Origin of the sequence: Bacillus sp. ISL-18 (assembly GCF_018613415.1) — a bacterium.
Classification (GTDB): domain Bacteria; phylum Bacillota; class Bacilli; order Bacillales; family Cytobacillaceae; genus Neobacillus.
This window is the reverse complement of sequence record NZ_JAGGQG010000010.1, coordinates 149,155-168,697: the sequence shown is the minus strand read 5'-3', so window position 1 is coordinate 168,697 and position 19,543 is coordinate 149,155. Positions and strand designations below refer to the sequence as shown.

Genomic DNA, 19,543 nt, shown 5'->3' with positions numbered 1-19,543 from the left:
GAGTTAACTAAATAAAGCTGGTGATATACTAATTAACAATAAATGGATGAGTCTAATAGACATCATCCATTTATTTTATCTTGACTAATTGACAATCCATTCCCATGACTTCATAACCTAACCTGTTTAGATGCTTCCGTACCCCGCTTCTTTCCCACGTTTTGAGTAAAGTGTTTTCCAAACTTTTCTTTGGATAAAATATGCCAACATTGGTTAATTCATCAAAGTTCATTCCCTGCTGGACATAACGGGTAACTAGTTCATCCCGCTGCTCAATCTTCTCTAGAAAACGTTCCATTGCCTGACAAAATTTTTGTTTGGAGAATATTCCTTTCTGATGTCCAGTTATGTAGGTATCAGCATCAAGTGTCAACAGTCGTTTGCCAGACGCTATAAAATCATCAATATCTCCATCAGTTCCGTTGTACCAAGGTCCAAACGAGGTCATATCATAATCACCTGTAAAAACGATTCCTAACTCCGGAAAGTATGGACATGAAAGCCCGCTAGTATGTCCAGGTGTGTGTAAAAATTGCACTTTTATCTCTCCGAATTGATATACGACCTCATAATCATAGGCACCGGAAATTTCGCCAAGATTTTTCACCCATTTTTGGGGGAGAGTAGCCTTCCATTTTTCAACACCTTCTTGGCCCCACTCTTGAAAAACGCCATTAACACTAGCAACCCCTTCAATCGTAAGCGATGTTTCAAACTCAATTGGGTTAAGTAATTTTGTTGTATTTTGGAATAGGTGATTATGAAGTGTATGATCAGGATGATAATGGGTATTAATAATTAATTGAACGCCATGTTCAAGGTTGAGATTTTGGAGAATCCTAGCCTCTGCCCCCGTATCGATCAGCACTTTTTCAGAACAGTTTAAATAGAGACTTCTGGAATAAGGAACCTTACTGAAATTAGCACCTTCTAGAATTAGAATTGGCCCAATCTGATTCATTTTGCATAACCCACCTTTATGAACAAAAATTCAGTTGATCGTTAACCGAGTGAATGCTCATTCATAATATCACAATTTTCAAATAATTGGAAGGTGAAGTTTCACCTATTTTCTTGTTCCTTTCAAAGGATCATTTTGAAACGCAAAATAAGCTGAAACGGAAATTGCTGATAGCTTTCAACAACTTTATAACTCTGTTAAACTATTCTTAATTAGAAAAAGAGAAAAGGTTGCAGGTGATTAAATGAAGACACGATTTTTGTTCTTAATTGTACTGGCTTTTACATTAATTTTATCGGCATGCGGAAAGGAAATTGAAAATGCCGTTAATTGGCCCATTAAGGACTTCACGGCCACAAGCCAGCAAAATAAACAAATAGATCTAAAGGATCTAAAAGGAAAGGTTTGGGTTTCTGCATTTATTTTTACTAGTTGTGCAGATGTATGTCCTCCAATGACTGCTAACATGGTAAAGCTTCAAAAAAAATTAAAAGAAGAAAATCTAAAAGATGTTGAATTAGTTTCCTTTAGTGTTGATCCAACAGTGGATACTCCAGAAGTTTTGACACACTATGCGAAACAATTTGGGGTGGATTTTAATAATTGGACGTTCCTAACTGGATATTCACAAGAATTTATTGAAAAATTTGCATCTGACAGCTTCAAGACAATTGTTAAGAAACCGGTGGATGGAAATCAAGTGATACACCAAACTTTTCTCTACTTGGTTGATAAAGAGGGGAATATTAAAAAAACATACAATGGGTATAAAAATGTCCCCTATGAGGAAATCATTAACGATATTAAAACATTACAATAGACCTTAAATAGGTCTATTTTTTTTCTGGAAGGGATATGGTCCATATTTGTTTGGAATATTTATAGTCGTGTTATAATAAAGGAACATTAGAGTGACAGTGGCAGTCGGGCAAAATTACCACTTGATATTATGGTTACTTTAATTTGGTTGTTAACAGAATGATCCGGGAATAAGTTACTTAGGAGGCAGGTGAATGAAAGTGAAAAAGGTTTTCCCCCTTCTAATTCTTGCAATGATGTTCTTATCTTCTTGCAGTCAGTCTGCCTCAATGGTTCTTCATCAGGAAAAGAAAGTTGCTTCACCAGTTTTTGAACCCATCCCTGCTGATTTTATCCCTCAAAAGGTGACAGTATTATCTGCAGGTGATTCACTCACTCAAGGTGTCGGGGATAGTACAGAGCAAGGCGGTTATTTGCCATATCTTAAATCGATGCTTGAAAAAGATAAAGGAATTCAGGAAGTTGATTTTTACAATTATGGTGTCAAAGGAAATCGGACAACACAGCTGCTAAAAAGGCTTCAATCTCTGGAAATGAAGCCCATCCTGCGTCAATCCAATTTGGTGATCCTCACCATTGGTGGTAATGATATTATGAAGATAGTCAAAGACAATATCTCAGACTTGCAGGTATCCGATTTTATTAAGGAAAAAGAATCCTATCGCAGCCATTTAACGCAAATTTTCGACGTAATTTACAAAGAAAACCCAAATGCATCCATCGTGTTAGTTGGCGTATATAATCCATTCTCTAAGTGGTTTTCGGACATAAAAGAAATGGATCAAATTGTAGCTGAATGGAATCAAATCGGTGAAAGCGTAGTTAGCCAATATTCACATTCTTTTTTTGTGTCAATCGAAGACCTCTTCTTAAATGCAAATGAAGACATTTTGTATACAGATAATTTCCATCCTAATGATAAAGGATATAAATTAATAGCAGAGAGACTTAATGAGGCATTAGCTAATCAGGTTTTACCTGATTTGGAGAAAAAGGCTTACACGGTCAGCAATGAGGAGAATTAGATGAAAAATAAATGGAAACTGGGATTCCTTGTTTTGTTAGGAATTAATTTATTAATTGCAATTATTCTTTTTACATTCGTTACGGCCCCAATTAAAGAGAAGGAACCAGTAAAAACAAACACTTCGAATGAAGACTATGTATCTTTTCATGTTAGATCAAACAAGTATGATCTAAACAGATTGATTAACCATTATTTGAAAGAAGAAGCCGCAGACTCCCCTATAGAATATAAGGTTCTGTTGGGTGATGAGGTGGAATTATATGGTACACTGCCTTTTTTTAGTGAAAAGTTAAAATTGAAGTTGACTTTTGAACCTTTGGCGCAACAGAATGGGGATTTAATTTTAAAACAAAAGTCGATGTCAGTCGGGAAATTGCATCTACCCATTTCGTACGTTTTAAACTTTATAAGTGAGAACTATAAATTGCCAAAAGGTGTGGAGATCAGACCCAATAATCATTTGGTTTACATTCATATGCAGCAATTAAAACAAAAAAGCGATTTGAAAATTAAGGTAGACAAATTTAATTTAAAGAAGGACGATATTGCTTTCACGATATTAGTCCCAGTAAAATAGGTGCCCGGTTGGAGGCACCTATTTTTTAATCCTCAATAGTAATATATTGAAATTCGGGTGAACCGGCTGATAGCCCTAAGAAGACAATTGTGTAGCTTCCATTCGGTTTAAAACTTACTTTTGGTAATGGAAGCAGGATGTTTTTACTGCCCGCTGCCCTAACTTCTAAATCGACTGTCATTGGGGTTAATCCTAAATATTCAGTAGCTTGTTTGTATGAAACCATTGGGAAAATAACATCACGATCTTTAACAGCAATATCTATTGTGGTTGAGTCCGGAGATAAATGGATGAAACGAACCTTCGCTTCATTAACAGGCACCTCCGGCTGGTTTAAAAACACCAGCAGGCGCATCTTCTTAACGGAGTTAATAGTGGTTAACGTGTAAGAGTTTCCATCTTCAACAGTTATATTTTTATTTAACACACTATCGACCATATTTCCGGCAGGATAAATATCGATATGGTATTTGCCGGCTGTTAACGGCAAGTGCTGACTAACTTGTTTAAAAGCCAAATCTTTAATGACACGGCTCCCATTTACATATACATCAACGTTAGGGGAATCAGTGGATGTATGCAAGAATCGGACTTGAGCATTTCCTGGATAAACTTGAGCAGGTGATCGCATCAAGTTCATTGCTTTTTGCATAGATTTATAATGTTTTAAATAGAAATGCATGTGTAAGTTGGGGTTGGTGTATTTATAGACCTCGGCTAACAAATCATACATCGCTGCCTTTTGGAGATAATCAGTTTGATTCCTTTTTTCGGACATATTATTAACTCCTAACTTATGGATTACATCATAATTTATTCAAGCTGATATAGGTAGGTGTCTAATCCTTTTCTAATGATAGTAGAAAGGATTTGACAATCAAGGGTTGTTTCAATAAGTTTGTTTTTTTAAAAACTTTCTGTATACTTTTATATAAATAATGAAGGGGTGGGAACGTGGATAATACTCAACAGTTAGCAACTTTTGCCGGTGGCTGTTTTTGGTGTATGGTCAAGCCGTTTGATGAACAACCGGGGATTATAAGTGTTTTGTCTGGATATACAGGGGGAACAATAGAAAATCCAACCTATCAACAGGTTTGTTCCGATACGACTGGACATTATGAAGCCGTTCAAATTACCTTTAATCCGGATATTTTTCCGTATGAAAAATTATTGGAATTATTTTGGCAGCAAATTGACCCAACCGATCCAGGCGGTCAATTCTATGATCGCGGCCAATCATACAAAACAGCCATCTTTTATCATAATGAAAACCAAAAAGAGCTTGCTGAAAAATCTAAACAAGCACTTGAAGAAAGCGGGCGCTTCTCAAAGTCAATTGTAACGCCAATATTGCCAGCAAAAACTTTTTATCCTGCTGAAGAATACCACCAGCACTACTATAAGAAAAATAGAGCTCATTATGAGTCATATCATGTCGGATCCGGCCGTGCTGGGTTTATTGAAAGCCATTGGGGGGACAAACTTGGAAAATAAGGAATTAAAAAAAGAATTAACACCCATGCAATATGAGGTTACGCAAAAAAATGGAACAGAACCGCCTTTTCGAAATGAATATTGGAATGAAACAAGAGAAGGTATCTATGTAGACATCGTTTCTGGTAAGCCATTATTTAGTTCACTTGATAAATTTGATGCCGGATGCGGGTGGCCAAGCTTTACAAAACCAATTGAAGCTGATGAAGTAATTGAAAAAGAAGATTATAGTCATTTTATGACTCGGACAGAAGTCCGAAGTAAATCAGCTAATTCCCATTTAGGGCATGTCTTTGATGATGGACCACAGCCAACAGGTTTGCGCTATTGTATTAACTCAGCGGCGTTAAGGTTCATCCCAAAAGAGAAGCTTGAGGAAGAAGGCTACAAGGAATTTATCAACCTATTTAATGACAAATAAAAAGGGCGTCCATCTTGGACGCCTTTTTCTTGAAAAATAATTCTCCTATGACTTCTGTTTAGAGGTCGATGTCATTCCGCCAGAGAGGACAAACTTCATGGCATCCTCTGCCTTCACATCAATAATCTCTACTTGGTCTTTAGGAATTAAAAAAGTAAATCCGGCAACCTGAAATGTTTGCGGAATATAGACGGCTACATGGTCTTTTAGGGGAGTATAAAAATCCTCCAATTCCTCTGATGTAATAAACCCAATACTTCTCATTTCTGTTCCGGGGATTACCACCAAAGCCACTTTGGAGAAGGATTTCTTATCACCGAGAAAGGATTGAACGGTATCTTTTATAACCGAATAAATCGTCTTAACAACAGGGATTTTTTCAAGCAGGTAATCAATTAATTTAATGATCTTTCCGGTTATATATTTGGTGGACATCCAGCCTAAGACGGTAATTAGGATGACAGTGGTTAAAAGACCAAATCCGGGTATGTAATCATCTTTGAAGTAAGGTCTTAATGAGTTGCCAAGAATACTGTCCAAAAAAACAAAGGTTTTGTAAATAACATAAATGACCAAAATAATCGGAACAATTGTTAAAATACCATTAATAAAATTCTTTAATATTGATTTCATCCTATCACCCACAAAAATATCATTGTCTCTCATCATATAGGCGAATGCACATACAGGTCAAGCAACTAGTTCATAGTGTACATATGTAAAGAGAAATATTTATTGAGGAGTGAATGTTAATGTATCATGGTTACGGTTATGGTTTTGATGGCTGCTGTGGTTATCCTGCATACCCAGTAGGTGGATGCGGAGGCTTTGGCTTCGGCTTTGGCGGATTTGCGTTAATTGTTGTATTATTTATTTTGTTAATCATCATTGGCGCAAGCTGGACTTATTAATAAAAACGAAATGGCTGACCCCAGAGGGTCAGCTTTCTTTTTTAGGTTCAAACTTTTTCGTAATAATACAATATTTCTTTAGCTGACCTGTAGAAATGAGATGATAGAATGAAAAATCACTTCATACAATGGAATATAACTACTACCTATTTCGATAAAGAAAGTGGTGTCCATGGTGGAAAAATCATTTCTAATCAAACCGATGTTAGATGAACTATACCCGGTCATTGATTATGGCAAAGGGGTTTATTTATTTGATATGGAAGGAAAAAAATATCTGGATGCTGCTTCAGGTGCAGTGACCGCGAACATCGGTCATGGGGTAACGGAAATCATGGAAGCGATGCTGGAACAGGCCAAAAAGGTTTCTTTTGTTTATCGTTCACAATTTACAAGTGAAGCTGCTGAAAAACTTGCCGAAAAAATTGCAGAAATGATACCGGGGGAGCTGAATTGGAGTTTTTTTGTGAACAGTGGTTCCGAAGCAACCGAGACTGCTATGAAGATGGCGATTCAATACTGGCAAGAACAAGGAATCCAGACAAAGACAAAGATTCTTTCTAGATGGGTTAGTTATCATGGTATTACAATGGGAGCGCTCTCGATGTCTGGTCATCCAGGAAGGAGGGCGCGGTTTGTTCCTCTCTTAGAAGATTTTCCTGCTATTCACCCACCCTATTGCTACCGTTGTCCTTACAATCTGGAAGCCCCCTCTTGTAATTACTTGTGTGCCAAAGAATTAGAAACCTCAATTAAACGAATAGGTGCTGAACAAATCGCAGCCTTTATAGCTGAACCAGTAATTGGAGCTGCGGGAGGGGCGATTGCTCCGCCAAAAGATTATTTTAAACAGATAAAAAAAATCTGTGACGATAATGGCATCCTGTTTATCGCAGATGAGGTAATGACTGGCTTTGGGCGGACAGGAACGATGCTAGCCTGTGAGCAATGGGGAATCGTACCTGATATTGTTGCATTTGGAAAAGGAATGGGAGCAGGATTTGCTCCTATTGCTGCTGCAGTAGCAAGTGACAAAGTCATGGAGCCGATACTAGCTGGTTCAAAGTCCGTAATGAGCGGACATACCTTGAGTGCCAACCCACAGTCATGTGCAGTTTCTTTGGCAGTATTGGAGTACTTAGAAAAAAACGAGATTTTGAAAGAAGTAGAATCGAAGGGAATCTATTTGAAAAATCAGCTTGAAAAGTTAAAGTCACAATTCTCTTTTATTGGAGACGTCCGAGGAAAGGGCTTGCTGCTGGGGATTGAACTGGTCGCAGACCAAAACACGAAAACCCCATTTCCGAGGACGTCCACTGTTACAGCAAAAATAATCGAACTTGCTAAAGAGAAAGGATTACTTGTTTACCCCGCAGGTGCTGGATTAGATGGAGTAAATGGGGATGCCATTATTATCTCCCCTCCCTTAACCATTACTAAACGGGAGATGGAGGAATTGGTCTTACTGATAAAAGCCACTTTTACAGCTTTTTCGAACGAATTTAGTACAGGAATGGGGGATGAACATTAGATGGAAAACCCATTTGGAAAAATAACTACCGTAGGGGCTGTTATGAAATGTTTTTACGATGGAATGACCTTAATGTTCGGCGGTTTTGGAGGGGTTGGTACACCCCCAACCATAATTGATGCAATATTGGAGAAGGGTATTCAAGATCTTACCTTAATTGGCAATGATACAGGATTTCCCCATATTGGCATAGGGAAAATAGTCAGCCGTGGACGCGCGAGAAAAGTTATTGCATCACATATTGGTTCAAATCCCGTTGCCGGCCAGCTCATGCATGATGGAAAGTTGGAGGTTGAGTTCTCACCACAAGGAATATTAGCTGAAAGAATTCGTGCTGGAGGGGTGGGACTGCCAGCTATTTTATCTGATATTGGGATGGACAATGAAATCGTATCTAGAGACAAACCACGCTATCAGCTTCATGGAAACGAATATCTAGTGGAAACGGCTTTAACAGCCGAAGTTTCGATTGTCTATGCCAAAAAGGCAGATGTCTATGGCAATTTAATCTATGACAAAAGCGCCCGTAATACGAATCCGCTTGTAGCAATGGCTGGAGAAATAACCATTGCTGAGGTAGAGGAAATTGTCCCATTGGGAAGTCTTGACCCGGATGAAATTATAACTCCTGGGGTATTCGTTGACTATATCATTTCTACACAAGGGGTGAATTGGCAATGGGCATGGGAGTAGATATCAGAAACCAAATGGCTAAACGGGCAGCAGAGGAAATTCTAACTGGAATGGTGGTTAATCTCGGGATTGGAATCCCCTCGCTTGTTCCTAACCACCTGTCAAAAGAAACACGTGTGATGTTTCATGCAGAGAATGGGATTACTGGAATGGGACCCAGTCCCGTAAAAGGAGAAGAAGATGAGAATTTGTGTAATGCCGGCGGCTTTCCGGTCACCTTAGTAAAGGGTGGTTCCTATTGCGATAGTGCTGTTGCCTTTGGAATGATTCGCAGGGGCAGGGTGGATATAACCATTTTAGGTTCCCTTCAAGTAAGTCAATATGGTGACTTGGCGAATTGGATTGTTCCGGGGAAAAAAGTGCCAGGTATGGGGGGAGCGATGGAACTCGCCCATAAGGCTAAAAAGGTGATCGTAGTAATGAATCATTGTGATAAACACGGTCTGCCCAAAATTGTTAAAACATGTACACTACCCTTAACTTCCTCTCGCTGCGTGGATTTGATTATTACAGAATTAGCTGTCTTTAAAGTATCTAAAGAAGGATTGCTTTTGACAGAATTATTTGCTCCTTATGATCTTGATCGTGTGGCTAGTAAAACAGGCTGTGAATTTACAGTTTGTGAAAGTATTCGCAACATACCTTACTAATCGGGAAATCTGGCATGGGGGGAAACCCAATGGAAAAATATGAGCACTATGTTAAGCAATGGCTAAAGGAAAATCAGGCACGAGCAGCACGGCTTTTACAACTGCTGGTCCGAGAGAATAGTACACGGGGAAATGAGAGCAGTACACAAGCTATTGTCATCGAAAAATGCCGCCAGCTTGGTTTAACACTAGATATATGGGAAATTGGCGGTGATGAATTAAAAAGTCACCCAGCCTACTGCTGCGACCGCCAAAGTTTTGAAGGAAACCCAAACCTGGTCGCTGTATTAAAAGGGACTGGTGGAGGAAAATCGATTATTTTAAACGGTCATATTGATGTAGTCCCGGTTGGAGATGAGTCAAACTGGGCGGATGATCCATTTAGTGGGGCGATTGAGTGCGGCAAGCTTTATGGAAGAGGGGCAACCGATATGAAGGGGGGAAATGTTGCCCTTTTAATGGCAATGGAAGCGATTATTGCCTCTGGTATAAAGCTAAAAGGAGATGTTATTTTTCAGAGTGTTATAGAAGAAGAAAGCGGTGGAGCAGGTACACTTGCTGCGGTTTTAAGAGGTTATCAGGCAGATGGAGCCATCATTCCTGAGCCAACCAATATGAAGATGTTTCCAAAACAACAGGGTTCCATGTGGTTCCGTATTACGGTAACAGGTAAAGCAGCACATGGAGGAACAAGATATGAAGGTATTAGTGCTATTGAGAAATCTCTACAAGTGATTCAGAGCTTGCAACAATTAGAGAAAGATCGAAATGCTAGAGTTACAGATCCTCTTTATAAAAAAATCCCTATCCCTATCCCCATTAATATTGGCAAAATGATGAGTGGAGAGTGGCCTTCATCCGTCCCCGATACCGCCGTAATAGAAGGAAGGATGGGTGTGTCTCCTGAAGAAAGCATCCAATCTGCACAGTTGGAACTGGAAAGATGCTTGCAAAATTTGTGTGATCAAGATGAATGGCTGAAGAAACACCCGCTCAAGCTTGAATGGTTTGGGGGCAGATGGCAGCCAGGAACTCTTGAGACCAACCATCCTCTAATCAACGAATTGACGAACTGCTTTATAGAAATAAAAGGAGAGTCCCCTGTTATTGAAGCAAGTCCTTGGGGTACAGACGGAGGAATCCTCTCGACTGTTGGCCATACTCCTGTTGTCGTCTTTGGTCCTGGTATAACGGAGCTGGCACATGATGCCAATGAACATATCCTCTTAGATGATTTGTTTGCAGCAAGTAAAATCATCGCCTTAACCATATTAAGATGGTGTGAAATCGCGGAAACGTACTAATTGTCACTTTTAGTTCCAGATTGCAAAAATTATGAAATGACAAAGCTGACTATCATTTGGAGAGTATACGTTTAAGTCTGGCTATTTCTCAGCCAGACTTGAATCTCGTTTTTTAGTGAAGAACAAGCTCCGTTTTTATAGAAAGTTGTTGAGGAGTGACTTTATGAACCAAACCGCATCTACAATTTACGTCAATGAAGCGAACTATTATTGTGAATTATATCTAGATCCATTTAATAAACGAATCAGGGTTGATGACTATCGTGGAAATACAAAACTTTTATTGGAGAGAGTAACAGAATTTGTTACACAGCATCAAATGGAAAAACTGATCATTAAAGGCCGAAGTGAGGACTTTTTAACTTTTATCGAAGCGGGATTCCAGCCTGAAGCCATAGTGGACCGTTATTTTCTTGGCTCAGACGCTCATTTTTTTTCTAAATTTTTTTCGCCTGAACGAAAGAGAAATGACCATTGGATTACTGAAGATAGAATGATTCAAAGTATTTACCAATTAAGCCCTTCACTAGATAAAACAATCCCACCAAAGGAATATGAATTAAAGAAGGCAGATGAAAACAGTGTTGACGAACTCTCGGCCTTATATAAACAAGTATTTCAGATTTACCCAACACCATTGCATAATCCTGACTATATAAAGAAGACCATGAAGGATGGGACAATCTATTATGTTTTTACGTATCAAGGAAAAATAGTCAGTACGGCTTCTGCTGAGATAAACGCTTATTACAAAAATGCTGAGCTAACAGATTGTGCCACGTTAACCGAGCATCGAAAATATGGACTTATGAAACTAATCCTTCAGGAATTAGAAAAGGAACTAAGGAATAATGGTATTTTTTGTGCTTATTCCATAGCTAGAGCTTTGTCGTTTGGGATGAATGCTGCATTATTTCAACTAGGGTATTCCTATAGAGGCAGATTCATGAATAATTGCTACATCTACGACAAACTAGAGGATATGAATATGTGGGTAAAAAATCTGGCAAACTGCTAAACTTTCGGCTTGGGTGCCAATTTTTCAGCACCTTGATCCTTTAAAAGGCAGGTGAATAAAATAGGACAGTTAAGGGCATTAACACAAGAGGTTTTGACAGCCATTCTCAAAAGTATCGATGAAGGAATCCATGTCGTCGATACGGGAGGGAGGACGATCTTTTATAATGAAGTAGCAGCCAAGCATGATGGGATGAATGTAGATGAAGTGTTGGGAAAGCATCTAATGGATGTATTTCCTTCCTTAACAGAAGAGTCGAGCACTCTTTTACAGGTAATAAAAACGGGAAAGCCCATTTTTAATCAAACGCAAGTATACGTAAATATTCACGGAGTGAGGATTGACACCATTAATACCACGCTGCCTATTTCTGTTAAAGGGGACATGGTTGGTGCAGTGGAAATTGCCAAAGATTTTTCTAGAATGAAGCTGCTTGCTGAAAGGTTGTTAGACTTACAAAAAGGTCTTTTTAAAAGCAACTCTAAAAAGCGCGTAAAGCAGGTAAAGTATACACTAAATGATATTAGAACGATTAACCCTGATTTCATTCATACCAAGGCAGAGGCTAAGAAACTGGCAAAATCAAATGCACCGATTCTTGTCTATGGAGAATCTGGAACTGGAAAAGAATTGATGGTCCAAGGGATTCACCATGAGTCCCATCGTTCCGATGGTCCATTTGTAGCTCAGAATTGTGCAGCTATCCCCGAAACACTCCTTGAAAGCATTCTCTTTGGAACAACAAAAGGTAGTTATACAGGGGCGGTTGACCGTAAAGGACTGTTTGAATTGGCTGACGGCGGCACCCTTTTTCTCGATGAACTTCATACAATGCCAGTAGAACTTCAGGCTAAACTGTTACGGGTATTAGAAGACGGAATGATTCGCAGGGTAGGCAGTTCACAAAATAGTTCCGTCAATGTCCGTGTTATTGCAGCTATGAATGTCCACCCCCAATTAGCCCTCCAAGAAAAGAAGATTCGCCATGATCTTTATTATCGCTTAAACGTGTTTACCTTTTCTCTCCTGCCATTAAGGGAAAGGAGAGAGGATATCTTGTACTTAACCGATTTTTTTATCCAAGAGTTTAATCGGCTCTTAAGTAAGAACATTCAAGGTGTTGAAAAGAATTTAGAGATATTCCTAACGGGTTATCAATGGCCTGGAAACGTCCGGGAACTTAAACATACGCTTGAATACATGATGAATGTATGTGAGGGAAATCTCCTTAGGTTCAATGATTTGCCGGTTATCCTAAAGCCGAATACTGCTGTTGCTCAAGAAATTAACCATTCTTCCGACAATCTATCATTAAGAAAGAACTTGGTCGATATGGAGAAAAAGCTAATCAAACGTGCTCTCGATCTGTCTAAGGGAAATATCAATCAAGCTGCCAAACTCCTAGATATACCAAGGCAGACTCTTCAATATAAATTAAAAAAAATCCCTTACTAAACCGCCGAATTTTCGGCGGTTTTTTTGAATCAAAAAAGATAATCAATCAAGAATTAGCTTTTTTAACAGTCTGTAGAGTTGGCACGAATCTTGCATATTATTTAATAAAGCAAGTTAGGGGGAACTGATATGAAACCATTTTTATATAAACCAAACAGACATTGGCAAGATATAGAGCTTTGGAAAGATGTTACCGAGGAACAGTGGAATGATTGGCTATGGCAGTTAACCAATACGATTCGTACAATCGAAGATTTAAAAAAGGTAATCCACTTAACTCCTGATGAAGAAGAGGGGGTAAGAATTTCCACTAAGACCATTCCCTTAAATATCACACCTTATTACGCCTCATTAATGAATCCAGATGAACCTAGCTGTCCGATTCGGATGCAATCGGTACCTATTTCAAAAGAAATCTACAAAACCAAATATGACCTAGAAGATCCCTTACATGAAGATGAGGACTCGCCGGTACCGGGACTAACACACCGCTATCCTGACCGGGTGCTTTTTCTCGTCACCAATCAATGTTCCATGTACTGCCGTTATTGTACGAGAAGGCGTTTTTCGGGTCAAATTGGCATGGGTGTACCAAAAAAACAGCTTGATTCCGCAATTTCCTACATCAGACAAACTCCAGAGGTGCGCGATGTATTAATTTCCGGCGGGGATGGATTGTTGATTAATGATAATATTTTAGAATATATCTTGAAAAATTTACGTGAAATTGATCATGTGGAAATTATCCGAATTGGAACGAGGGCACCAGTGGTCTTCCCGCAGCGGATTACCGAAAACCTCTGTAATATTTTAAAAAAATATCACCCAATTTGGTTGAATACCCATTTTAATACCTCAATTGAAATTACCGAAGACTCAAAAAAAGCGTGTGAAATGCTGGCTAATGCCGGTGTTCCTGTTGGAAACCAATCGGTCATTCTTGCAGGAATTAATGATAGCGTTCCAATTATGAAAAGGCTCATGCACGACTTGGTGAAAATCCGTGTCCGTCCTTACTATATCTATCAGTGTGATCTTTCAGAGGGAATTGGGCATTTCCGTGCTCCTGTTTCTAAAGGATTGGAAATTATTGAGGGGCTGCGGGGACATACGAGCGGATATGCTGTGCCAACCTTTGTCGTCGATGCTCCAGGCGGAGGCGGGAAAATTGCTTTGCAGCCGAACTATTTAATTTCACAAAGTCCAGAAAAGGTTGTTCTCCGAAATTTTGAAGGCGTGATTACTTCCTATCCGGAACCTGAAAACTATGTTCCCGGCAGGGCAGAAAAATATTTTGAGAAAGTTTATCCTGACATGGTAGAGAAAAAATCCCATGCTGGGATTGCTGGGATTATGAATGATCAGCATTTCAATTTAGTTCCAGAAGGTTTAAACCGACTCAATCGCCGAAAACAATACCATCAGGATCCTGCCCATTCGTCGTTAAAAGATAAACGGAGTAAACGGGATGAATTAAAAGAAAAAAAATTCAAAGCCTTGACAGAGAAAGAAAAGGACAATAACACGGGTCAAAATTCGAATTAGACAATCAGACCAATGAAGGAATAGGAGGGGTGTGTGATGAAAGTGGAATGTGAATGGTGTAATAGTTCCAATGTGCAAGCTGCTCATGATTCTGTTTTCTGGGAATTACCGGACGGCTCACGAGCGATTGAAATAACAGATACACCAACCGAACATTGCAGTGATTGTAAGATGATTTACCAAAGCGAGAGGATTGTTAAAGAAATAGAAGATCAATTGTTTTTAATTGATTGCGGGAAAATTGGAAAAGTAATTTCTTACGAAGAGTTAATGAACAGGCCAAGATTATTAAAAAAGAATTATTTTGACTTTTCGAGTTAGTAAAAAAGCAGCCTTTAAGAGGCTGTTTTTTTGTCATTCCACTTCCAGTAAGTCCAACTGGACGATACTATTCGTATCCGTTATAGTAATTCATAAGGAAAATGACTTGTTTCCGAATTGGACAAGAAAGGCGTTTGAACGTATGAGAAAATCATTTTATCATTTTTTAATGAAATATAGACATCCTGCTCCAAAGGATGAGATCAGTGTTTTTGCAAACAATGCGTTTTTGGATCATGGTTTCCCAAAAACTTCTGCGGACTATCATGAAATTAGTTCCTATCTCGAAATGAACGGACAGTATTTGAAATCAATGACGGTTTTTGATGAAGCCTGGGAGGATTATATTCATTCTGAAAGCTAAATATCCACTAATCGATCGCCTTAAGAAGGCGATTTTTTCATTTCAAAAATTGTCATGCGCGATATTTTTAACTCTGCATATAATATTGTAATCATCATAAACGACTAATCCATTTGAGGGGATGGGAGGATATGGCAAAGAGGAAAAAACCAAAATATAAGATCGGTGATACTGTCGTGATCACCATTTATGGTACGGTTGGAAAAGTTACCGATATCAAATTATTAGATGGCAACTATGTTTATGAAGTAAATAAGAGTGAGGGCCTTTATATAGAAGAAGCCCTGCAGTTACTCTCTGAATATGAAGGAACTGTGGTTGAGCAGGAACAGATTGATATTGAATATAAATTCTTTTTCGGCGACTTAGTTCAAGTTAGCGGTTACGGCGCTGATTTATTCAAGGTTGTCGGTTTCCGTACAGAAATTTGGCGCTACAAAGAAGACGCCTGGGAAGATGTCATATATGAACTATCTAGGGTCAGTGATGGAGAATGGCTCGAAGCAGGCGAAGAGGAATTAACCCTTGTCGCCGATGCCGAGAATGCAGATACCTTCATCCAAAAGCTAGGTCTTCTATACTTAGTCAATAAGCAAGAAAAAACCGATAAAAATCCTAAAGTTCAGAGCATGGTTCGAAAGGCAGAATTTGAGGAAATTGAACGAAAAAAAGAAAAAAAGGAATTAATTGACAACTTATTGGACATATTTAATGATTACCGAATTTTATACGAAATGTTTCAAGACCAAGAATACTATCAAGTAATGCGGGTCATTCTTAGGAAATTAGAAAGTCTCGTAAATAACGATGGGAAAAGCCATGTTTAACTACCATCTTGAGATCTCGAGCAATAAATAGAGAACAAAGGGAATTCCGGCCCATTTAATGAATGAAAACATGGAATTAGTCAACTTGTCAACTAGCCGGAGGGTGTAACCATCCTCCTTATTAACATCTTCAATAAATGCCTCTAACTTCGATTGGAAATTTAACATTCAACCACCCCATCAAGTCTTTTTTACATCCTATGCTTGTCCATCAAAAATAAGACAAAAAACTTTTATTAAAAATTTTTCATATGACTTTCCCTTTCAAAAGTAACTAGCATGAAAAAGCTATGACCATCATACATTCTCTAAAAAGGGGGGCGATGCTATGAGAGAAATCGAAGTGTTTATTGATACGGAAGAAATTGCCGAATTTTTCTTTCATGAGCTGGTGAAGCGGGGTTACGTTCCTAGCGAAGATGAATTAGAAGAACTCGCAGATATAACCTTCGAATATCTTATTGAAAAGAGTATTATTGATGAAGAAGTAGAGGATGACTAACAATCTCGTAAAAGCGTCATCCTTATTAATGATAGAATGGCAAAAGACGAGCATCTGCTCGCTTTTTGTTTGTATTACATATGAACCTTAACGCCTATGAGATTTGGATTATTTTTTTTGTTTTGCTGAAACCTTTATCTGTCTGTCTCGTATATAGGATTACGAACCTAAGGAGGGGTTTTTATGTTAAAGAAAATCCTTAAGTCTCTTTTTAACAGTAAACTTACCCATCATCACAAATATTCATCCTCAAGTGATGCGTGGAAAAAAATGAATCACCATAAGCATAGTCACTATGGGCACCATCATTACAAAAAAAATAAATATAAAAGCGGCAGTTTTTTGTCTAGTTTTTTTAGCAGCTAATAAGGTATTTGAATGTTAAAACGGTCCGTTTTGTTCTTGGCGAATTTGTTGGAAAGACCCATACCCTCTGAAGAAGTGATCGCTGAAAAATTTAAAGTCATTAAACATCTAGGCATGGGCAGCTATGGGCACAGTTATTTAGTAATGGATCTTACCACCCAACAAATGAAGGTTTTAAAAGTACTAAGGATTCATAAGAGAATGACAAAGTCGGGCAGAAAAGGCTTTGAACTGGAAAAGGGATTATTAAAGTCTATTAACCATCCAGGATTCCCTCTGTATTTCGAAGAGGGAGCAGACAAGAAAATACCTTTTTATACAATGGAGTATATTGAGGGGAAAAATTTCGAACAGCTTATTTTTTCTGAGGGCTGGGCCATAACAGAAACAGGTGCTTTTAAAATTGCTGAAGAATTGCTAACCTTAATTGAATTTTTGCATAGTAGGGGCATTATCCATCGGGATATACGGATTCCAAATGTGATCTTCGATGGGGCGAACGTTAGGCTCATTGACCTCGGGTTAGGGAGATATATAGGGCAGGACAAAGTAGGAACAAAACAGATAGATTTACGAAAAAGGATTAATCCCCAAGCCGATTTTTATGGACTTGGCCATTTTCTGTTGTTTTTACTCTATTCTAACTTTTCCTTTGAAACCCACAAAAAGGAAAAAAGCTGGGAAGAGGAGTTAGATATATCATCTAGGGCAAAACACATTATTAGAAGACTCTTACAGATTGAATCAGCATATGATGATTGTTCACAAATCAGAGAGGATATTAGAATGTTAAGTAACAAGGGTGGGAATTGATGTCATTTTTTAACAAAGTATTTGCCAGTGTAGGCATTGGAGCCGCTGAGGTGGACACGAAGCTTGAAAAGGATACCTACATGCCAGGAGAAACTGTTCAGGGTGTGGTAGTAATTAAAGGAGGGAAGATTGATCAACAGATTGACGAGATTTATCTTGCCTTGAATACAACCTACTTAAGAGAGTCGGATGACCGTAAATACTCAGTAACTGCAACGATTGACCGATTTCGTTTAACCACACCTTTCACGATACGAGCCAATGAGCAAAAAGATATCCCTTTCTCTTTTCTGCTTCCGTATGACACACCACTTTCGATTGGCCGGTCAAAAGTATGGGTAACTACAGGGCTTGATATTAAAGGTGCTGTTGACCCAAGTGATAAGGACTACTTAAAAGTGATGCCAAACCCATTAATGTCGGCTGTATTCAACACAGTTGAGCAACTGGGATTTAGAATCCGTGAAGCTGATTGTGAGGAAGCACCGCGCCGACTGCGAGGGAGATTACCCTTTGTTCAGGAATTTGAGTTTGTTCCTGCTTCTGGCCTGTTTCGTGGTAGATTGGATGAATTGGAAGTGGTTTTCTTCCCAGCCGGTAATGGTACTCTTGACATTATGTTCCAAGTTGATCGGCGTGCCCGAGGGTTATCAGGATTGTTCTCTGAGGCATTGGGAACAGATGAGACTAATGTAAGATTAACGATAACTAATGAGGATATTCCATCGTTACAGCAAAAAATTCAAAGCGCCATCCAAAGGTATTCATGATGTATTAAGCACAATAGAGTCTTAGGACTCTGTTGTTTTTTTTGATCTAGTTTCCGCTTGAAAAATGAAAGCCGACAAAATAGTGGAACTCATGGGAGGATAAACCAACTTTTATCGCCAATTTAGCTAAATACATAAAACCTAAGGGGTGACCTTAGGTTTTTTTAAATTTTATAGTTTTTAGAGCAATCAGCTTTTACGGTCTGCAGCACTGAATTCTTTTGCATGTGCATCATGCTCTGCCACAATGGCTTCAGGTGGGATGTGATTATTCTTCTTTTTCCCACGTATACGTGCTCGGTGTTTTTTACCCATCATTACCCCTCCTTTGACCTTAAAAATAGCTTCCCTCATTTTTAAAAAATCATGTCCACGTTTTCATTAAAATACGTTTATGATATAGTGTCTATGGTACAAACTTATTGCTGTACTTACTTTTTTCAGGAGGTTAAATTTATGAGTGTACATATTGGTGCAAAAGAGAATGAAATTGCAGAAACAGTTTTACTTCCTGGAGATCCTCTTCGGGCAAAATATATAGCGGAAACATTTTTGGAAGATGCAAAATGTTACAATGAAGTTCGGAATATGTTTGGTTATACCGGTTCCTATAAAGGGAAAAGGATTTCTGTGCAAGGAACAGGAATGGGTGTTCCTTCCATTTCAATTTATGTCAACGAATTAATGCAAAGCTACAATGTTCAAAATTTAATTCGGGTCGGCACTTGTGGAGCAATTCAAAAGGATGTTAAAGTTCGTGATGTCATTTTAGCGATGACGAGTTCAACAGATTCCAATATCAATCGCCTCACCTTTGGACATGTTGATTTTGCTCCTACAGCCAATTTCGACTTGCTAAGAAAGGCTTATGACGCAGGAGTTGCTAAAGGTCTTAATTTAAAAGTAGGAAATATTTTCACAGCGGATTCATTTTATAATGATAATGCTGACCTTGAAAAATGGGCTAAATATCAAATCCTTGCGATTGAGATGGAAACAACAGCTCTGTATACGTTAGCTGCAAAGTTTAATCGCAAGGCTCTATCTGTTCTTACTGTTAGTGATCATATCTTAACAGGAGAAGAGACTACAGCAGAAGAACGTCAATTAACCTTTAATGATATGATTGAAGTGGCATTAGAAGCTGCAACCAAGGAATAATAATTGTTTA

The 19,543-nt window shown here is 38.5% G+C and carries 25 protein-coding genes; 20 read left to right on the top strand and 5 right to left on the bottom strand.

The genetic code is table 11. The annotated features are described in order from the left end of the window. Positions 1–70 precede the first annotated feature (70 nt). Entirely contained in the window at positions 71–961 is an 891-nt protein-coding gene (locus tag J7E81_RS13825) for an MBL fold metallo-hydrolase (RefSeq protein ID WP_215042948.1), read from the bottom strand. Between the two features lie 244 nt (positions 962–1,205). On the opposite strand from J7E81_RS13825, the gene J7E81_RS13820 reads away from it, so the two are divergent. The 3 genes from J7E81_RS13820 to J7E81_RS13810 all read left to right on the top strand — a co-directional run bounded on the left by J7E81_RS13820 (position 1,206) and on the right by J7E81_RS13810 (position 3,384). Next, complete coding sequence (locus tag J7E81_RS13820) at positions 1,206–1,781, top strand: SCO family protein (RefSeq protein WP_215042946.1); 576 nt, start codon at positions 1,206–1,208, stop codon at positions 1,779–1,781. Between the two features lie 193 nt (positions 1,782–1,974). Further along, positions 1,975–2,805 carry an SGNH/GDSL hydrolase family protein gene (locus J7E81_RS13815; protein WP_251028641.1) on the top strand — a complete coding sequence of 277 codons (831 nt, stop codon included), beginning with the start codon at positions 1,975–1,977 and terminating at the stop codon, positions 2,803–2,805. Continuing rightward, complete coding sequence (locus tag J7E81_RS13810) at positions 2,806–3,384, top strand: YpmS family protein (RefSeq protein WP_215042945.1); 579 nt, start codon at positions 2,806–2,808, stop codon at positions 3,382–3,384. 25 nt (positions 3,385–3,409) lie between these two features. Here the strand turns inward: J7E81_RS13810 and J7E81_RS13805 are convergent, their stop codons facing one another. Beyond that, complete coding sequence (locus J7E81_RS13805) at positions 3,410–4,162, bottom strand: DUF4397 domain-containing protein (RefSeq protein ID WP_215042943.1); 753 nt, start codon at positions 4,160–4,162, stop codon at positions 3,410–3,412. Positions 4,163–4,389: 227 nt separating this feature from the next. On the opposite strand from J7E81_RS13805, the gene msrA reads away from it, so the two are divergent. Next, entirely contained in the window at positions 4,390–4,881 is a 492-nt protein-coding gene (gene msrA / locus J7E81_RS13800; protein ID WP_215044342.1) for a peptide-methionine (S)-S-oxide reductase MsrA, read from the top strand. Beyond that, complete coding sequence (msrB, locus tag J7E81_RS13795; RefSeq protein WP_215042941.1) at positions 4,871–5,302, top strand: peptide-methionine (R)-S-oxide reductase MsrB; 432 nt, start codon at positions 4,871–4,873, stop codon at positions 5,300–5,302. The genes msrA and msrB overlap by 11 nt, the downstream gene beginning before the upstream one ends. A 45-nt stretch (positions 5,303–5,347) precedes the next feature. Here msrB and J7E81_RS13790 read toward each other — a convergent pair whose 3' ends face one another. Next, positions 5,348–5,935: a DUF502 domain-containing protein gene (locus J7E81_RS13790; RefSeq protein WP_215042939.1), complete on the bottom strand. Its 588-nt coding sequence runs from the start codon at positions 5,933–5,935 to the stop codon at positions 5,348–5,350. Positions 5,936–6,054: 119 nt separating this feature from the next. Between J7E81_RS13790 and J7E81_RS31375 the strand changes: the two genes are divergently transcribed. The 11 genes from J7E81_RS31375 to J7E81_RS13735 all read left to right on the top strand — a co-directional run bounded on the left by J7E81_RS31375 (position 6,055) and on the right by J7E81_RS13735 (position 15,921). Then, positions 6,055–6,213, top strand: a complete 159-nt coding sequence (locus J7E81_RS31375) for a YjcZ family sporulation protein (RefSeq protein WP_374104041.1) — start codon at positions 6,055–6,057, stop codon at positions 6,211–6,213. 175 nt (positions 6,214–6,388) lie between these two features. Further along, positions 6,389–7,744: an aspartate aminotransferase family protein gene (locus J7E81_RS13780; protein WP_215042935.1), complete on the top strand. Its 1,356-nt coding sequence runs from the start codon at positions 6,389–6,391 to the stop codon at positions 7,742–7,744. Next, positions 7,745–8,437 (top strand): CoA transferase subunit A, encoded by a 693-nt coding sequence (locus J7E81_RS13775; RefSeq protein ID WP_215042933.1) that lies wholly within the window; start codon positions 7,745–7,747, stop codon positions 8,435–8,437. Further along, positions 8,422–9,087: a 3-oxoacid CoA-transferase subunit B gene (locus tag J7E81_RS13770; RefSeq protein WP_215042931.1), complete on the top strand. Its 666-nt coding sequence runs from the start codon at positions 8,422–8,424 to the stop codon at positions 9,085–9,087. Before J7E81_RS13775 ends, J7E81_RS13770 begins: the two co-directional genes overlap by 16 nt. 29 nt (positions 9,088–9,116) lie before the next feature. After that, positions 9,117–10,391, top strand: coding sequence for a peptidase (locus tag J7E81_RS13765; RefSeq protein ID WP_215042929.1), 1,275 nt, complete (start codon positions 9,117–9,119; stop codon positions 10,389–10,391). 163 nt (positions 10,392–10,554) lie between these two features. Beyond that, positions 10,555–11,409, top strand: a complete 855-nt coding sequence (ablB, locus tag J7E81_RS13760) for a putative beta-lysine N-acetyltransferase (RefSeq protein WP_215042927.1) — start codon at positions 10,555–10,557, stop codon at positions 11,407–11,409. 60 nt (positions 11,410–11,469) lie between these two features. Continuing rightward, positions 11,470–12,864 carry a sigma-54 interaction domain-containing protein gene (locus tag J7E81_RS13755; RefSeq protein WP_215044340.1) on the top strand — a complete coding sequence of 465 codons (1,395 nt, stop codon included), beginning with the start codon at positions 11,470–11,472 and terminating at the stop codon, positions 12,862–12,864. Between the two features lie 129 nt (positions 12,865–12,993). Further along, on the top strand, positions 12,994–14,409 hold the full coding sequence (gene kamA, locus J7E81_RS13750; RefSeq protein ID WP_215042925.1) for a lysine 2,3-aminomutase: 1,416 nt from the start codon (positions 12,994–12,996) through the stop codon (positions 14,407–14,409). Between the two features lie 36 nt (positions 14,410–14,445). After that, positions 14,446–14,730: a YokU family protein gene (locus J7E81_RS13745; protein WP_215042923.1), complete on the top strand. Its 285-nt coding sequence runs from the start codon at positions 14,446–14,448 to the stop codon at positions 14,728–14,730. Between the two features lie 142 nt (positions 14,731–14,872). Then, positions 14,873–15,094, top strand: a complete 222-nt coding sequence (locus tag J7E81_RS13740; protein WP_215042921.1) for a YozE family protein — start codon at positions 14,873–14,875, stop codon at positions 15,092–15,094. Between the two features lie 131 nt (positions 15,095–15,225). After that, positions 15,226–15,921 (top strand): hypothetical protein, encoded by a 696-nt coding sequence (locus J7E81_RS13735; RefSeq protein WP_215042919.1) that lies wholly within the window; start codon positions 15,226–15,228, stop codon positions 15,919–15,921. On the opposite strand, the gene J7E81_RS13730 is transcribed toward J7E81_RS13735, so the two are convergent. Next, positions 15,922–16,089, bottom strand: a complete 168-nt coding sequence (locus J7E81_RS13730; RefSeq protein ID WP_215042918.1) for a hypothetical protein — start codon at positions 16,087–16,089, stop codon at positions 15,922–15,924. A 160-nt stretch (positions 16,090–16,249) separates the two neighbouring features. Between J7E81_RS13730 and J7E81_RS13725 the strand changes: the two genes are divergently transcribed. The 3 genes from J7E81_RS13725 to J7E81_RS13715 all read left to right on the top strand — a co-directional run bounded on the left by J7E81_RS13725 (position 16,250) and on the right by J7E81_RS13715 (position 18,372). After that, positions 16,250–16,423, top strand: coding sequence for a YozD family protein (locus tag J7E81_RS13725; RefSeq protein WP_215042916.1), 174 nt, complete (start codon positions 16,250–16,252; stop codon positions 16,421–16,423). Positions 16,424–16,801: 378 nt separating this feature from the next. Next, a complete protein-coding gene (locus tag J7E81_RS13720) occupies positions 16,802–17,602 on the top strand; it encodes a serine/threonine protein kinase (protein ID WP_215042914.1) in 801 nt (266 codons plus the stop codon). Continuing rightward, a complete protein-coding gene (locus tag J7E81_RS13715; protein WP_215042912.1) occupies positions 17,602–18,372 on the top strand; it encodes a sporulation protein in 771 nt (256 codons plus the stop codon). The genes J7E81_RS13720 and J7E81_RS13715 overlap by 1 nt, the downstream gene beginning before the upstream one ends. A gap of 189 nt (positions 18,373–18,561) precedes the next feature. Here J7E81_RS13715 and J7E81_RS30935 read toward each other — a convergent pair whose 3' ends face one another. Next, on the bottom strand, positions 18,562–18,687 hold the full coding sequence (locus J7E81_RS30935; protein ID WP_285292016.1) for a hypothetical protein: 126 nt from the start codon (positions 18,685–18,687) through the stop codon (positions 18,562–18,564). A 141-nt stretch (positions 18,688–18,828) separates the two neighbouring features. On the opposite strand from J7E81_RS30935, the gene deoD reads away from it, so the two are divergent. Continuing rightward, positions 18,829–19,533 carry a purine-nucleoside phosphorylase gene (gene deoD / locus J7E81_RS13710; protein WP_215042910.1) on the top strand — a complete coding sequence of 235 codons (705 nt, stop codon included), beginning with the start codon at positions 18,829–18,831 and terminating at the stop codon, positions 19,531–19,533. Positions 19,534–19,543 lie beyond the last annotated feature (10 nt).

Bases quoted from the DNA above. Each gene is read 5' to 3' on its own strand.
- J7E81_RS13745 (WP_215042923.1), top strand. From the start codon at position 14,446: ATGAAAGTGGAATGTGAATGGTGTAATAGTTCCAATGTGCAAGCTGCT.
- J7E81_RS13735 (WP_215042919.1), top strand. From the start codon at position 15,226: ATGGCAAAGAGGAAAAAACCAAAATATAAGATCGGTGATACTGTCGTG.
- J7E81_RS13820 (WP_215042946.1), top strand. From the start codon at position 1,206: ATGAAGACACGATTTTTGTTCTTAATTGTACTGGCTTTTACATTAATT.
- J7E81_RS13775 (WP_215042933.1), top strand. From the start codon at position 7,745: ATGGAAAACCCATTTGGAAAAATAACTACCGTAGGGGCTGTTATGAAA.
- J7E81_RS13815 (WP_251028641.1), top strand. From the start codon at position 1,975: ATGAAAGTGAAAAAGGTTTTCCCCCTTCTAATTCTTGCAATGATGTTC.
- J7E81_RS13825 (WP_215042948.1), bottom strand. From the start codon at position 961: ATGAATCAGATTGGGCCAATTCTAATTCTAGAAGGTGCTAATTTCAGT.
- J7E81_RS30935 (WP_285292016.1), bottom strand. From the start codon at position 18,687: ATGGGTAAAAAACACCGAGCACGTATACGTGGGAAAAAGAAGAATAAT.
- J7E81_RS31375 (WP_374104041.1), top strand. From the start codon at position 6,055: ATGTATCATGGTTACGGTTATGGTTTTGATGGCTGCTGTGGTTATCCT.
- J7E81_RS13720 (WP_215042914.1), top strand. From the start codon at position 16,802: ATGTTAAAACGGTCCGTTTTGTTCTTGGCGAATTTGTTGGAAAGACCC.
- ablB (WP_215042927.1), top strand. From the start codon at position 10,555: ATGAACCAAACCGCATCTACAATTTACGTCAATGAAGCGAACTATTAT.
- J7E81_RS13770 (WP_215042931.1), top strand. From the start codon at position 8,422: ATGGGCATGGGAGTAGATATCAGAAACCAAATGGCTAAACGGGCAGCA.
- msrA (WP_215044342.1), top strand. From the start codon at position 4,390: ATGGTCAAGCCGTTTGATGAACAACCGGGGATTATAAGTGTTTTGTCT.
- J7E81_RS13725 (WP_215042916.1), top strand. From the start codon at position 16,250: ATGAGAGAAATCGAAGTGTTTATTGATACGGAAGAAATTGCCGAATTT.
- kamA (WP_215042925.1), top strand. From the start codon at position 12,994: ATGAAACCATTTTTATATAAACCAAACAGACATTGGCAAGATATAGAG.
- J7E81_RS13805 (WP_215042943.1), bottom strand. From the start codon at position 4,162: ATGTCCGAAAAAAGGAATCAAACTGATTATCTCCAAAAGGCAGCGATG.
- deoD (WP_215042910.1), top strand. From the start codon at position 18,829: ATGAGTGTACATATTGGTGCAAAAGAGAATGAAATTGCAGAAACAGTT.
- J7E81_RS13790 (WP_215042939.1), bottom strand. From the start codon at position 5,935: ATGAAATCAATATTAAAGAATTTTATTAATGGTATTTTAACAATTGTT.
- J7E81_RS13810 (WP_215042945.1), top strand. From the start codon at position 2,806: ATGAAAAATAAATGGAAACTGGGATTCCTTGTTTTGTTAGGAATTAAT.
- J7E81_RS13765 (WP_215042929.1), top strand. From the start codon at position 9,117: ATGGAAAAATATGAGCACTATGTTAAGCAATGGCTAAAGGAAAATCAG.
- J7E81_RS13715 (WP_215042912.1), top strand. From the start codon at position 17,602: ATGTCATTTTTTAACAAAGTATTTGCCAGTGTAGGCATTGGAGCCGCT.
- J7E81_RS13730 (WP_215042918.1), bottom strand. From the start codon at position 16,089: ATGTTAAATTTCCAATCGAAGTTAGAGGCATTTATTGAAGATGTTAAT.
- J7E81_RS13740 (WP_215042921.1), top strand. From the start codon at position 14,873: ATGAGAAAATCATTTTATCATTTTTTAATGAAATATAGACATCCTGCT.